Here is a 14,061-nt window from a genome sequence, read left to right on the forward strand (position 1 = left end):
CGCTTCAAGCCAGCCAGTTTTCGACCCTCAGGTTCCTGATCCGGGTGAACTCTCCCGTGTTGGCGGTCACTAGCGTGGTGCCCAATGCACAGGCATGAGCGGCAATAAAAAGATCGTTGTGGCCAATGGTCTGGCCCGCGGCTTCAAGCTCGGCACGAAGAGCGCCGTATTCGACATCCACCGGCACATCGAGCGGCAGGATAGGAATCTCGGCCAGCAATTCCTCGACCTTCTTGAGCAACTTGGCCGATCCCTTTTTGGCGCAGCCATATCGCAATTCCGAGGCGACCACGATGCTGGTGCACACGGCGGCGTCTCCCTCGCGCACCATTGCACTCGCGGCCTTGCCAGCCGGGTTTCGGATCATGTCGCCGATAATGTTCGTATCCAGCATGAACCGCATCTAGAAAACGTCCTCCGATTTGACCGGCGTGTCGTCGATCTCGGGGAAGTCGTCCTCAGGAGCGAGCGGCGGCTCTTTCGCCCAATGGGCGAGCAACGCGGTGAGGCCGGCTTTGCGGACCGGCTCGATGACCAAGCGATCGCCTTCACGGCTGATCAAGACCTTTTCGCCGGGAAGCTCGAACTCGACAGGAATGCGCACCGCCTGGCTGCGGTTGTTGCGAAACAGCTTCGCTTCTTTCGGCGGTGTCGTTGAATGGCGGTTCCGGGGCATGATCGCAAACTCATTGTATATGCCATTTGTATATGTCAAAACATGCTACGACGCAAGCATCGGAAAAACCAAGGCATAAGGGGACTCGACGTGGAACGAGATTCCAAGAATCGTCCATTTCGATGATACATTTTCTCACCGAAAGGTCACGCGGCTACAAGACGTGCCTCGTCGCGCGCCCTGCGCCGCAGCTATGGTTCGACCATAAACTCATTGCATCCGGAGCTGTTTTCATGAAGCGATTTTTCCTGGGCGTCGCTACCGTCGCCGGCCTGCTCCTGGCATCCTCCCAAACTTGGTCGGCCGACAAATTGCTCAACGCGTCCTATGATGTCGGTCGCGAACTGTTCGTGCAGGTCAACAAGGCCTTCATCGCGAGGCATCCGGGCGTCACGGTCGACCAGTCGCATGCCGGCACTTCGGCGCAGGCGCGCGCCATCGCCGAAGGCCTTGGCGCCGATGTCGTCACCTTCAACCAGGTCACCGACGTCGACTTCCTGGTCAAGAAGGGCCTCGTCTCGGGTGACTGGCAGAAGGATTTTCCCGACGACGCCTCCCCCTTCTATTCGCTGCCGTCCTTCCTGGTGCGCGCCGGCAACCCCAAGCACATCAAGGACTGGAACGATCTCGTGCGCGACGACGTGCAGGTGATCTTCCCCAACCCTAAGACATCAGGCAATGCGCGCTACACCTATCTGGCGGCCACCGCCTACGCCAAGGAAGCCTTCAAGGGCGACGACGCCAAGGTGAAGGAGTTCATCACCAAGCTGTTCAACAACGTGCCGATCTTCGACACCGGCGGCCGCGCCGCGACCACCACCTTCGTGCAGCGCGAGATCGGTGACGTGCTGATCACCTTCGAATCGGAGACGCGCGGCATCCGCAAGGAGTATGGCGACGACAAGTTCGAGCAGGTCACGCCCTCGGTCAGCCTGCTGGCCGAATTCCCGGTCGCGATCGTCGACAAGGTCGCCGACGAGCATGGCACGCGGGATCTGGCCAAGACCTATCTCGACTTCCTCTACACGCCGGAGGGCCAGGACATCCTCGCCCAGAACGGCACCCGGGTCCGCGATGCAGCAGTGGAAGCCAAATACAAAGCCCAGTTTCCCGATGTCCGCCTGCTGACGGTCGAAGATGTCTTTGGCGGCTGGGACAAGGTGCAGAAGGAGCATTTCGCCGCCGGCGGCCTGCTCGACCAGACCTACGGCAGCCGCTGACGGCAGCAACATCCAGAGCAGACGAAAAAGCCGGCGCTTTTTGCCGGCTTTTTTCGTTTTGTGCGCGGGCAACCCGGTTTTCAGCGGAATATCGGCAGCATCCGTGCAAAACGTTACAAAGAATCAACGCGTTTGTGCCTAACGTGCCATTCGGTGGCCTGTTTTCGCGAAATATCATCGCGCGGCGAAAACGTCATTATTTGCACACAAACAGTCGCCAGATGCGAATGGTTGGGGCTTCAATGGGTTGATCTGGGCATGCTGACAAAAAAAGGCAAATACGGCCTCAAGGCCCTCGTGCATCTGTCCGGCCTGCCGGTCGGCCAGTTGGCCTTCGTCAACGACATCGCGGTGGCCAACAACATCCCGAAGAAATTCCTCGATGCCATCCTGGGCGAGTTGCGCAATGCCGGCTTCGTCCAGAGCCGCAAGGGTAAGGAAGGCGGCTATCGCCTCGCCCGGCCGGCCTCCGAAATCAAGATCGGCCATGTCGTGCGCGTGCTTGACGGGCCGCTGGCGCCGATCCCCTGCGCCAGCCGCACGCAGTATCAGCGCTGTGACGACTGCGACGAGGCGACCTGCCAGGTCCGGCACATGATGCTCGAGGTGCGGCAGGCGATCGCCGAAGTGCTGGACAATCGCAGCCTCGCCGCCATGCGCGATGCCGACAATGACGATTTCCCGGTCGAACTGACGTCGCAGATCTAAACCACCGGCTGCCGCTCGCTATCGCAAGCTTGCGCGGCCCATGCCGACGCAGTAAAGCGGGGTTCGAAGAACGGGCTGGACCGATGAGGCTGTGGTGGTTCGCGAAATCCCGCAGGGCCGCCCATAAGCTGCCATCGGCCGCAAGCTTTCGCACCGAAATCATCGCCGACATCTTCGTTCCGGAACGAGCCGAGGATGTGCGCTTCTTCAGCCGCAAGCCAGTTCACCCCGGCAGGCTTCGCCGCTTTTCGAACAGGGACCTTCGCGAAAGCCTGCTGTCCGTCTTCTATCTCATGGTGGCAGCGGCACTGCCGGTGCGCTGGTGGGCACCGATCTGCGGCCGCGTGTCGAGGTTTCGCCTGAAGCGCCATATGCGCAAGGAATTTCCCGCTTACGCTGCCGCCACGCGCGCTGTGCTTGGCGAAGACATCGATGCGCGCCAGCTATTCGAGGGGTTGCTGGCGGCCCGCCATCGCCGCCGCCTGCAGCTCGCCGCGCATCTGGTGGCTGGCCGCTGGTCGCCGACGATCCGGCTGGAGGGGTTGGACGGGCTGCAGTCGGCTTTGCAGCGCGGCCACGGCGCCATCCTCTGGTGCGATCAATTCATCGCCCAGACCATCATCGGCAAGCGTGCTTTGTACGAGGCCGGTATCGAGGCGCATCAGGTGAGCGTCAACACCCACGGTATTTCCGAAAGCGCCTTCGGCCTGCGTTTCCTCAACCCGCCGCTGGTCAATGTCGAGAACCGGTTCCTGAAAAGCCGGATCGCCTTTGATCGCGACGATGCCTATCAAGTCACCATCCGCATCCAGAAGATCCTGAAGCAGAATGGCGTGGTGACGATGACCAACACCGTCCATGCCGGCTCCACCTTCACGGAGGCCGCCATGGGTGAGACCGGCTGGACCCACCTCGCCTCGGCGCCGGCGAACTTCGCCGCCAGGGGCAGGACCGCCCTGTTTGCCATGTCGACCTTCGAAGTGGTTCCCTTCAGGCAATACCGGGCCGTGCTCAGCCCTGCGCTGGCGCCGGAGGCGTCCGTCCGAGCAGATGCTGAAATGGTCCCGTCGGCAGCGGCTGACCGAGGCTAGGGAAAGCACCGGTATCGGCACTGATGATGAAGGTTCATGACCGGCGTAGCCGGTGGACGCCGGCAGCGACGAGTTCGCTGACCGAGCGGGTCGCATCGAGCGTCAAGGCCTTCTCATCCGCTGTCGGCGGCTCGAGGATGGCGAACTGGCTGTCGACGAGGCTTGCCGGCATGAAATGGCCCTTGCGGCTGCCGACACGCCGCCTGGCCGTGGCAGGGTCGATCTCCAGATAGAGGAAGACGATCTCCGGGCAGAAGCCGCTCAAGCGCGCGCGATAGCCGCGCTTCAGCGCCGAGCAGGCGGCAACCACGCCTTCGCCCTGCCCCACCGATCCCGCGATGCGCTCGCCGATCGCGTCGAGCCAACCTTCACGCAGTTGATCGGTAAGCGGCTCGCCGCTAGCCATGCGTGCGACGTTTTCCGGCGGGTGCAGCCTGTCGCCCTCGATAAAGGTAACGCCCAGCGCGGCCGCCAGTGCAATACCGACGGCCGACTTGCCGCAGCCGGCGACGCCCATCACCACGATGGCCGGAGGCATCGAGCCGGGAGCGCCCGTTGGCGCCTGTGCTGCCTTTTCGTCCATTGTCAGCGGCTTGCCGGCGCGCGGCCGTAGAGCAGCAGCATGGCGACGATGACGACGCCGTAGATGATCTGCCGCCCCGCTTCCGGCATCTGCATGACCGACAGGATGGATTGCAGCAGGGTGATCAGGATGACACCGGCGACGGTGCCGAGATACGAGCCGCGGCCGCCCAGGATCGAGGTGCCGCCAAGCACGACAGCCGCGATCGACGGCAACAGATAGGCATCACCCATCGACTGCGCCGCCTTGGAGGCATAGCCGGCGAGCAGCACGCCGCCGAAAGCGGAGAGACCGCCCGACGCCGCGAAGGCGATCATAACCACGCGCCGTGTGTCGATGCCGGAAAGATAGGCGGCGCGCTCGCGGTTGCCGATGCCGTAGACGGTGCGGCCGAAGCTGGTGCGGGTCAGCACGAACACCATTGCAGCGCCGATCAGCGCCCAGATGATGACGGCGTTGGGGACGCCCGGAATGGCAAAACCGGTCGCCAGGTAGCGCATGGCGCCCGTCGCCGAATCCTGTGGCGAGAAGCCGCCGGTGTAGACGACCATCAGCCCTTGCGCGACGGCGTTAGTGGCCAGCGTGATGATCATCGAGGGGATGCGCAGATAGGCGACGCCGATTCCGTTGACGATACCGATCAGCACACCGCAGAGAATGCCAAACGGGATCGCCAGCACCACCCCGGCCGGACCATAGGCGGCCGCCGCGCAGGCCATCATCGCGCCCGCCGCCACGCACCACGGCACCGACAGGTCGATCTGGCCAAGCAGGACGACCAGCATCATGCCGGTGGCGATGACGCCGAGGAACGAGGCGACCTTGAGCTGCTGCAGCAGGTACTCCGGCGACAGGAAGCTGCGCGAATAAAGGCTGCCAAGACACAGCAACAGCGCAATGCAGGCAAAGGCGGTCAGCACCGCGGGATCAGCGCGGCGGATGAAGCTGGGCATGCGGCCGGCAATACCGCCAAGCGTCGTTTCGCTCACAGGAACCACTCCAGCCGGTTGCGGACCCGAAACAGGGCGAAGGCGCCGAGGCTGACGGCGACCAGCAGGATAACGCCCTGGAACAGCGGCTGCCAGAGCGGATCGAAATCGAACACAAACAACAGGTCGCCGATGGTGCGGAAGGCGAGCGCGCCGAAGATCGCGCCGATGGCACTGCCCTTGCCGCCGAACAGCGAGACGCCACCGAGCACAACGGCGGCGATCGAAAACAGCGTGTAGGCATTGCCGCTGGCATAGGCCGCGTCGCCCGTATAGGTGAAGAAGGTCAGGAACAGGCCGCCTATCGCGGCCAGCAGCCCGGCCAGCGTGTAGGCGGCAAACTTGCCGCGCCGGATCGGCACGCCGGACATGTAGGCCGCCGTCTCCGACGACCCTGCCGCATAAGCGGCGCGGCCTAGCACCGAGCGGCTGAACGGCACCCAGATCACCAGCACGATTGCCAACAGCGCGACGAGGCTTGCCGGCACCACGCCGAACACGCGGCCTGTCAGCGCATCGGCCAGATCCTCATTGACCGAACCGCCCGGGAATGGCCGCAGCAACAGGCCGATGCCGTAATAGACGGCCCCTGTGGCAATGGTGGCGACGATCGGCTGCAGCCGTCCATAGATGACGATGGCGCCGTTGATGGCGCCGCAGAGCAGACCAACCGCCAGCACCGCGATGACGCCGAGCGTCGTCTGCATCGGTGTGCCCACAACCAGCCAGGAGGCCAGACAGTTGGTGAGCAGGAAGATCATGCCGACGGAGAGATCAATGCCGGCGGTGATCACCACCAGTGTCTGCGCCATCGCGACGAAGGCGAGCAGAACGCCCTTGTTCGAGGCCGTCTGCACGACATTTGCGGTGAAGCCTGCCGGATGGTTGGACGTGTAGATGACGAACATGACAACGAAGATGCCGAGCGCCAGCAACGTTCCGCGTTGCTCGGCAAGCCAGTAGCGCCAATCCTTCATGCGTCCGCTCCCAGGCTCACGGGGCTGTCCTCGCCATGGATGTTGAGCGCGCTCGATATCAGCGCCCGCTCGGTGATCTCGGCGCCGACCAGCTCGCGCTTGACTGCCCCGTCATAGAGCACCAGCACTCGGTCGCAGCAGCCGATCAACTCGTCATAGTCGGTCGAATAGAACAGGATTGCCGCCCCGGCATCCGCCAGCTTGCGCATCAGCTGGTAGAGCTCCTGCTTGGTGCCGACGTCGATGCCACGTGTCGGATCGTTGAGCAGGATGATGCGCGGCTGGCGCATCATCCATTTGGCGATGACCACCTTCTGCTGATTGCCGCCCGAAAGTGCCGCGACCGGAATGTCGAGACCGGCCGTCTTGATCGCCAGAAGGCCGACCATATCGTCGATCAGCCGCTGCTCGGCGGCGCGGTCGATTATGCCGCCCTTGGACAGCCGGTCCAGCGCGGCGAAGGACAGGTTCTCGCGCACAGTCATCGGCAGCATCAGGCCTTCGGTCTTGCGGTCCTCCGGTATGAGCGCCATGCCGATGCCGTCCTTTCGGGCAGCAGAAGGACTGGCGATCGTCACCGGCTTGCCGTCGATCAGGATCTGGCCGCTGAGGCCCCGCAGCACGCCGAAGAAGGCGAGCAGCAATTCGCGCTGGCCTTGGCCGTCAAGGCCGCCAAGGCCGACCACCTCGCCTGCCCTGACGGTCAGCGAGATGTCGTGCAGCCGGTTAGTCCACGAGAGCTTGCGGGCTTCGAGCCTGGGGGCGGCGGTCGCAGGCACGGCCGCGGGCTTCGGCGGAAAGATGTGGCTGTACTCACGGCCGATCATCAGCTCGACCACTTCATTGTCGCTCTTCGAGCCGGCGGGATAGCTGGCGACGTTACGGCCATTGCGGAACACCGTGCACTGGTCGGCCAGCTCCGCGATCTCGTTCATGCGGTGCGAGATGTAGAGCAGCGACAACCCTTCCGAGCGCAGCCGCTTCAGCACCGAGAAGATCTTCGAGACGTCCGCCGCCGTCAGCGCCGACGTCGCCTCGTCGAGGATCAGGATGCGCGGCTTTCTGGCGAGCGCCTTGGCGATTTCGACCATCTGCCGCCGCGACAAGGGCAGGTCCTTGACCAGTGCCAGCGGATGAATGTCGGCGGCACCAGCACGCGCCAGCGCATCTTCCGCGATGCGGCGCTGCGCCTTGCGGTCGATCATGCCGAAGCGTTTGGGCGGATCGGAAATGACGATGTTATCGGCGACGCTGAGTTCGGGAACCAGCGACAGCTCCTGGAAGATGCAGACGATGCCTGCCTGGTTGGCAGCAGCCGGCGAGGCGAAGGTCACCTCGCGGCCATCCAGCGTCATTCGGCCTTCGTCGGCCGCGACGACGCCGGCCATAACCTTGATCAGCGTTGATTTGCCGGCACCGTTTTCGCCAAGGATGGCGTGGATGCTGCCTGATGTGACCGAAAGCTCGGCGTTTTCCAGCGCTCGCACGCCACCATAGCGCTTGGATATGCCTTCCATACGAAAGAGCGGAACAGCAATGTCCATCGGCCCTCCCGGGGCGCTTTGATCACCAAGATATCGAACTCCCGGCGCCATGAGCAATCTCACGGCGCCGGGTGTGCGGCCTACTGGTTTTCCTTGGTCTGCCCCATGATTTCCTGCGCGGTGAAATTGATGCCGCAGGTCGGGAAAGAATTGCCGACGAAGAAATTGTCGGATTGGTCGGGGAAGAAATCCTGACCAGCCTTGAAGTTCGGATCCTCGACGACGGCAAGCGGCAGCTTGATTGACTGGGGGACGACATTGCCTTCAAGCGCTGCGATCGCCGTCTTGATGGCAACAGCCACCTGCGCCGGCCCGGTACCGGCCGACGAACATTTCAACCCGTCGGCTGCATGGGCCGCGCAGAACTTGCGGAAGCCGTTTTCGGTCTCGCCACCGAACGGCACGAACGGATGCTTGGCATCGATCATCGCCTGCACGATGCCGGTGTCGCCGCCCTGTCCAGTGACGCCGTCAAAGGGGCCGTTGGTGGCGATTGCGTCGGCCGAAGCCTTTTGCGCAACGCCGTCATCCCACTTGCCGACGACCTCCGTGACGGCCCATTTCTTGCCGGAGGCGTCGAGAGCCTCATGGATGCCATTGTGGCGGTCGGTGTCGACGGATGTTCCGGCAACGCCGCGCACTTCGAGGATCTTGCCGCCATTCGGCACATGCGAGACCAGCCATTTGCCCCAAAGCTCGCCAAGACCTTTCTGGTCGACGTTGACGTTGATCGCGTCCTTGGTGTCGAGGATGTTGTCAAAGGCAACCAGCACGACGCCGGCTTCCTTGGCACGCTTGATCACCGGCCCGAAGGCGGTCGGGTTCTGCGCGTTGACGACGATCGCGTCATAGCCGGAATCTATGAAGTTGTTGATCGCCGAAATCTGCGCCGGCACGTCTTCGCCGGTCGAGACGACCTTGAATTCCTTCAGCTTCGCGGCGACGTCCTTCTGTGCCGCATAGGCTTTCGCGGTCTGCACCATCTGAATGCGCCACGTATTGGCAATATAGCCGTTGGCGAGCGCAATGCGGTATGGGCCCGCCTTTTTGGGGAACTTGAAGAACTGCGTATCCGCGGCCCAGGGTACGAAGCAATCCGGCTCCACTGCCGGGCCTTTGACGACTTCAGGGCCCGCGGCATTTGCCGACGAGCTCAACATGACGAATGCAGTGGCGGCAACGATGCCACCAACAAGTGACTTGATCATCGATATTCCTCCCAGTTGCAGTTCTGATTATGGTTTCGCTTTGCGAAGTTTTTGACGCGATGGGCCCGGCACCTCCTTGCCTTGGCATACGCGTTTAGTCGCCCGTGACGGCCGACCTAGTTCCTCCCCTGGTCGCCGCCAGCCGGGCGAAAACTATCATATTATCCATAATAAACAAGTTTTAGTTGTCGCTTATGTATAATAAACAGGCGCGACCCCGCTGCTCGTCCACCTGTTCAGAAGGAATGGTAGCGCTACCAAATTGGCGTGTAAACCGGCATTCGCACAGTCGCCTCTGTGTATTCAACGGGCGGTGCTCTCGCGGCGCTTGAGCTCGAAACCGAGATCGACGATCCGTTGCTCCGGCCTGTTGCCGGCGATCGCCGCCAGCGCCATGGCGACCGCGCGTCGGCCGATCTCATAGCGGTGGGTGCGGATGCTGGTGATCGACGGGAACGCCACCTGCATCATGTCGAGGTCGTTGAAACCGACGATGCCGATCGTCTTCGGCACCGCGATCGAGGCGCGATGACACTCGAACAACACGCCGAGCGCGATGTCGTCATTGTTGCAGAAGACGCCGTCGAGCGTCGGCACCTTGGCCAGTGCGTCGCGGAACATTTCGCGACCGAGCGACACGCTGGACGGCACCGGCGTGGTGGTGACAAGGCGCGGGTCGAACAGGCCGGCGGCCTCCATCGCCGCGCGGTAGCCTGCCAGGCGCCGCTGCGAGCGCGGGTCCATGCGCGCGCCGATGAAGCCGATGCGGCGGTAGCCTGCTTCGATCAGATGTTCGGTTGCCGTCCTGCCGCCGTCGAGATGCGAGAAGCCGACCATCATGTCGACTGGATCGGGACCGGTCTCCATGACCTGCACCACAGGGCAGCCGGCGCTTTCCAGCAGCTTTCGCGAGACCGGTGTCTGGTCGATGCCGGCGACGATCAGCGCTGCCGGCCGCTGCGAGCCGAACACCTGCAGCAGCCGCTCTTCCTCGAGGCCGGAATAATGGGTGTTGCCGAGTTGGATGCGGAACGGGCCGTCCGACAAGCTGTCATAGATGCCGCGCACCACCTCCGCGAAGACGTTGTTGGTGAGCGACGGCACCAGAACGCCGAACACCTCGGCGCGCGCCGAAGCCAGCGCCCGCGCATTCGGGTCCGGCACATAGCCGAGTTCGTCGACGGCGGCCTGGATCTGGCGACGCAGCTCTTCGGAGACACGCTCCGGCTCGCGCAAGGCGCGCGACACTGTGATGGCGCCGACACCGGCCTTGCGCGCGACATCTGATATGGTCGGGCGGCCGCCGCCACGACGTGAGCGTGGCTTGATCACGGACGCGCTCGCTCGGGAATGCACCTGGCAGGGCACAGTCGCGATACGATCGTTTTTGCTGTCGCCATCCCACCGGCCCGCTTTGCCGCACCCACTCGCCTTCTGGCGTCGCGCGGCCTGTTGTCCTTGTCAAGCAACGGCAACAATCCTGCTCGCCTTCAAGCCATCACGGCGGTGCTGCGCCGTGCCTTCCAGAATAACAGTCCGATCGCCAGTATGTTCAGCAAATTCCAGGCGATGCCATTCAGGAACGCCGCGGCATAGGAACCGGTCAGGTCGTAGATCCAGCCCGACATCCAGCCACCGATCGCCATGCCGAAGATGGTCGCCATCATGACGATGCCGATACGCTGGCCGGCCTCTTTGGCGGGCATGTAATCGCGCACGATGATGGCGTAGCAAGGCACGATGCCGCCTTGCGACAGGCCGAACACCAGCGACACCACATAGAGCGAGGCAAGTCCGTCGAACGGGATGTAGAACAGCAGCGAAAGAGACTGCAGCACCGAACCGATCAGGAGCGTTTTCATGCCGCCGATGCGATCGGCAATAAAGCCCGACGCCAACCGGCTGACGACGCCGCCCGCCAGCATGATCGACAGCATGTCGGCGCCATGCGCCACGCCGTAGCCGAGGTCCATGCAATAGGCGACGATGTGCACCTGCGGCATCGACATCGCCACGCAGCAGCCGAGGCCGGCGACGACCAGCAGCACCTGCAAGGCCGCCGGCGACAGCGAGATCGGCTGCACCGGCCGGCTTCCCGGCGAGCCGGCAGCGGCCGCCGCCGGGGCATCGCGCCGCAGCATCAGCACCAGCGGCACCATGGTCACCAGGCAGAAGATGCCGATGGCCGCATAGGTGAAGCGCCAGCCTTCTGCCTTCATCAGCGTCGGCATGATGGTCGGCCAGATCGCTCCGGCAAGGTAATTGCCGGCGGCGGCCGCGGTCACCGCGACACCGCGCCGGCGGTTGAACCAGTGCGAGATGTCGGCGATCAGCGGCCCGAAGATCACCGATGTACCGACACCGATCAGCAACCCTTGGGCAAGGGTGAATTGCAGGATCGAGGTCGACAGCGCCGCGAGCAGAAGGCCGGCGGAGAGCGCAATCGAAGAGAGCAACGCCGGGATCCAGTAGCCCATTCGGTCGATAGCGCGGCCGATCAGCACGTTGCCGGCGGCAAAGCCGACCATGGTCGCGGTGTAGGGCATGGACGCGGCGGCGCGGTCGACACCGAACTCGGCCTGCACGGCGGGCAGCACCACTACAACCGCCCACATGCCGACGGCGCCGATCGTCGCCAGCAGCATCGAGATGGCAAGCCGCATCCAGGCATAGGAGCTGTCGATGCCGGGGCTTGGCCGGCTCAAGTCGGTTCGGGTCAAGGCGTTTCCTGTCGGCGGTCTCGAAAGTGGGCTGCCGTTCTCGCCACTATCGGCGCATTCTCGGGCCGCAGCAGCGCCACAGCGGGCAAATCCGTGGCTCCAGACCTAAAGGCGAATGCAGGAACCGATGCCAATATGCGGAGTTTCCCAACAAGCAAACCGGCGAAGGAGTCCAGCCATGACCGCCACCAAGAAAAAATGGTCGGCCGAGGTGACCGAGCACAGCGACGCGTTGGATCTCGAGGACCACGTCTTCGAATCCGACGACGCCAAGAAGATCGCTGCCTCGCTCAAGCGATCTGCCGAACACAGCCACCGGCGCAAGGCCGAGCCGTTCCAGTCAGCCATGTCGATGCTCAACTTCTACATCAACCGCGCCGGCAAGAACCTGCCTGCAGCGCGCAGGCAAGTGCTCGAGGACGCCAAGGACGAGCTGCGCACCGCCTTCGGGCGTGAGAAAGACGATTAGCTGCGATCGATAAGTCTACCGGGCGCGGATGACGCCGTCTGTATTGGCGAGCAGTTTTCGCACCGCGTTGCGCGCCGCATCCGGGCGTTGCAGCCGAATGTTCTTCTCGATCGCCTCGTGCAGCTTCTGCGCATGATTGAGATCATCGATTTCCCGCGTCGTATAGGCAAAGAGATGATCGAAGGCGGATTCGATGAGCACGCCGAGCGGCACCAAAAGGTCGTTGCCCGAGGCGCGCAGGATAGCGAGGTGAAAACGGGTGTCGGCGCGGGTACGCTCCTGCAGGCTGGTTGCCGCGCCCATCTCCCGGCACGCCTGGCTGATCTCGGCCATCTGCTCGTCGGTGCGCCGCATGGCCGCAAAGGCGGTCGCTTCCGGCTCGATGATGTGGCGGAACTCCTGCACGGTCTTCAAAAACACTTCGCGATCCGGCGACGTCGCGTACCAGGCCAGCACGTCGCGGTCGAGCAGGTTCCATCGCTCCTTCGGCTCGACCCAGCTGCCGATCTTGGGACGTGAGGCCAAGAGGCTCTTGGCCATCAGCATCTTGATGGCTTCGCGCACCGCCGAGCGGCTCACGCTGAAGGTCTCCGACCATTTCGCTTCGTTGGGCAGGATGGTGCCGGGCGGATAATCGCCGCGCACGATCCTGAGGCCGATCTCGCTGGCCAGAGAGGCATGGACGCTCGACCCTGGAATGCGCGCCGCATCAGGTCGGCGAGCGCCGGCGGGACGCTCGGTGGAGGCCGCTTTCGACGGCGATTTTTCCTTGTTCGGCTTCGCGTCCCGCATAGGCTCCAGAAAGTCCGGATTGAGAGTGCTGTCAAGCGCGGCAAGCGGCTTGGGCCGCAAAGCCGGCCGCTGTGCACAGATCAGCCCGGATGCTCCCGCGGCTCAGGCCTGCTTGACGTATTTGCGCCAGCTGTGCTCCGGGCGGAAACCGAGCACGTCACGCGCCTTGCGATTGGAGAGCAGCGTCTCGTATTCGCCGAGTTCGGCCTTGACCGGCACGCCGGGATAGAACCGCTTCAAGAGTTCGGCGGTCGGCAGGTCGGACGATGTGTCGTCATTGGCGGCATTGAACACCTGATAGCCGAGGCCATCCTTCTCGATGGCGCGCAACGTGATCTGGCCGAGGTCGCGCGCATCGACATAGCTCCAGGCGATGCGCTTGCGGAAACCAGGATCGGCGAACCATTTCGGAAACAGCGAATATTCATGCGGCTCGATGACGTTGCCGATGCGCAGGGCATAGATGTCGGTGCCGTTGCGCTGCGCAAAGGCGCGAGCTGTCTTCTCGTTGACGACCTTGGACAGGGCATAGCTGTCCATCGGATCGACATCGTACTCCTCGTCGAGCGGGAAATATTGGGGATCGCGCGGCTCGTTGGCGAACACCAGCCCATAGGTCGTCTCGCTGGAGGCGATGATAACTTTGCGGATGCCGAACTTCACCGCCGCCTCGATGACATTGTAGGTGCCGAGCGCATTGATGCGGAATACCTCGTTGTCGGTGGTGATCATGATGCGCGGAATGGCGGCGAAATGGACCACGGCATCGACCGGCTGGGGGCGCAGCGATGGGTCGAATTCATGCAGGCCCATGTAGCTCGACAGCGCGTTGAACACCTGTCCGCTGTCGGTAATGTCGGTGATCAGCGTGCGCACTTTGGGGTTGTCGAGCGGCTTGGTGTCGATGTTGAGCACCTGACAGCCCTGCTCCACCAGATACTGCACGACGTGGCGTCCGGCCTTGCCGCTGCCGCCGGTGAACATGATCCGCTTCGCCATTTTGCTCTCCACATCCTCTGGAATTTATGTGTATTGTCAGACAATATCGCGATCCGCAACCACCCCCGCCTGCAAAACGGCAGCG

15 protein-coding genes are annotated in these 14,061 nt (G+C 63.2%); 4 read left to right on the plus strand and 11 right to left on the minus strand.

All coding sequences use genetic code 11. The annotated features are described in order from the left end of the window. Positions 1-4: 4 nt before the first annotated feature. Positions 5-403 carry a type II toxin-antitoxin system VapC family toxin gene (locus NKH03_RS05095; protein ID WP_352967424.1) on the minus strand — a complete coding sequence of 133 codons (399 nt, stop codon included), beginning with the start codon at positions 401-403 and terminating at the stop codon, positions 5-7. After that, on the minus strand, positions 404-676 hold the full coding sequence (locus NKH03_RS05100) for an antitoxin (RefSeq protein ID WP_352967426.1): 273 nt from the start codon (positions 674-676) through the stop codon (positions 404-406). It abuts the gene before it with no gap. A gap of 233 nt (positions 677-909) precedes the next feature. Here NKH03_RS05100 and NKH03_RS05105 point away from each other — a divergent pair, with 233 nt between their 5' ends. From NKH03_RS05105 to NKH03_RS05115, 3 genes are all read left to right on the plus strand, one after another. Continuing rightward, positions 910-1,896 carry a sulfate ABC transporter substrate-binding protein gene (locus tag NKH03_RS05105; protein WP_352967428.1) on the plus strand — a complete coding sequence of 329 codons (987 nt, stop codon included), beginning with the start codon at positions 910-912 and terminating at the stop codon, positions 1,894-1,896. 258 nt (positions 1,897-2,154) lie between these two features. Beyond that, positions 2,155-2,604 carry an RrF2 family transcriptional regulator gene (locus NKH03_RS05110; protein WP_136622569.1) on the plus strand — a complete coding sequence of 150 codons (450 nt, stop codon included), beginning with the start codon at positions 2,155-2,157 and terminating at the stop codon, positions 2,602-2,604. An 83-nt stretch (positions 2,605-2,687) separates the two neighbouring features. Next, positions 2,688-3,695 carry a hypothetical protein gene (locus NKH03_RS05115; protein WP_352967430.1) on the plus strand — a complete coding sequence of 336 codons (1,008 nt, stop codon included), beginning with the start codon at positions 2,688-2,690 and terminating at the stop codon, positions 3,693-3,695. A gap of 34 nt (positions 3,696-3,729) precedes the next feature. Here the strand turns inward: NKH03_RS05115 and NKH03_RS05120 are convergent, their stop codons facing one another. The 7 genes from NKH03_RS05120 to NKH03_RS05150 all read right to left on the minus strand — a co-directional run bounded on the left by NKH03_RS05120 (position 3,730) and on the right by NKH03_RS05150 (position 11,716). Beyond that, positions 3,730-4,278, minus strand: a complete 549-nt coding sequence (locus NKH03_RS05120) for a gluconokinase (protein ID WP_352865555.1) — start codon at positions 4,276-4,278, stop codon at positions 3,730-3,732. A gap of 2 nt (positions 4,279-4,280) precedes the next feature. Beyond that, positions 4,281-5,267 carry an ABC transporter permease gene (locus tag NKH03_RS05125; RefSeq protein WP_352967432.1) on the minus strand — a complete coding sequence of 329 codons (987 nt, stop codon included), beginning with the start codon at positions 5,265-5,267 and terminating at the stop codon, positions 4,281-4,283. Then, the gene (locus tag NKH03_RS05130) at positions 5,264-6,244 is read right to left on the minus strand and encodes an ABC transporter permease (RefSeq protein WP_352967434.1); all 981 of its coding nucleotides are present in this window, start codon (positions 6,242-6,244) and stop codon (positions 5,264-5,266) included. Before NKH03_RS05130 ends, NKH03_RS05125 begins: the two co-directional genes overlap by 4 nt. Next, positions 6,241-7,788: a sugar ABC transporter ATP-binding protein gene (locus tag NKH03_RS05135; RefSeq protein WP_352967436.1), complete on the minus strand. Its 1,548-nt coding sequence runs from the start codon at positions 7,786-7,788 to the stop codon at positions 6,241-6,243. The genes NKH03_RS05130 and NKH03_RS05135 overlap by 4 nt, the downstream gene beginning before the upstream one ends. A gap of 80 nt (positions 7,789-7,868) precedes the next feature. Continuing rightward, complete coding sequence (locus NKH03_RS05140) at positions 7,869-8,996, minus strand: sugar ABC transporter substrate-binding protein (RefSeq protein ID WP_352967438.1); 1,128 nt, start codon at positions 8,994-8,996, stop codon at positions 7,869-7,871. A gap of 303 nt (positions 8,997-9,299) precedes the next feature. Continuing rightward, on the minus strand, positions 9,300-10,328 hold the full coding sequence (gntR, locus tag NKH03_RS05145) for an HTH-type transcriptional regulator GntR (RefSeq protein WP_352967439.1): 1,029 nt from the start codon (positions 10,326-10,328) through the stop codon (positions 9,300-9,302). A gap of 158 nt (positions 10,329-10,486) precedes the next feature. Then, positions 10,487-11,716: an MFS transporter gene (locus NKH03_RS05150; RefSeq protein ID WP_352967441.1), complete on the minus strand. Its 1,230-nt coding sequence runs from the start codon at positions 11,714-11,716 to the stop codon at positions 10,487-10,489. A gap of 178 nt (positions 11,717-11,894) precedes the next feature. On the opposite strand from NKH03_RS05150, the gene NKH03_RS05155 reads away from it, so the two are divergent. After that, positions 11,895-12,185 carry a DUF3175 domain-containing protein gene (locus NKH03_RS05155; protein WP_352967443.1) on the plus strand — a complete coding sequence of 97 codons (291 nt, stop codon included), beginning with the start codon at positions 11,895-11,897 and terminating at the stop codon, positions 12,183-12,185. Between the two features lie 15 nt (positions 12,186-12,200). On the opposite strand, the gene NKH03_RS05160 is transcribed toward NKH03_RS05155, so the two are convergent. Together NKH03_RS05160 and NKH03_RS05165 are read right to left on the minus strand one after the other, a co-directional pair. Further along, complete coding sequence (locus NKH03_RS05160; RefSeq protein ID WP_352865568.1) at positions 12,201-12,977, minus strand: FadR/GntR family transcriptional regulator; 777 nt, start codon at positions 12,975-12,977, stop codon at positions 12,201-12,203. A gap of 102 nt (positions 12,978-13,079) precedes the next feature. Continuing rightward, complete coding sequence (locus tag NKH03_RS05165; protein WP_352967445.1) at positions 13,080-13,976, minus strand: NAD-dependent epimerase/dehydratase family protein; 897 nt, start codon at positions 13,974-13,976, stop codon at positions 13,080-13,082. Positions 13,977-14,061: the final 85 nt, after the last annotated feature.

Origin of the sequence: Mesorhizobium sp. M1406, from assembly GCF_040317555.1 — a bacterium.
In the GTDB taxonomy this organism is placed as follows: Bacteria; Pseudomonadota; Alphaproteobacteria; order Rhizobiales; family Rhizobiaceae; genus Mesorhizobium.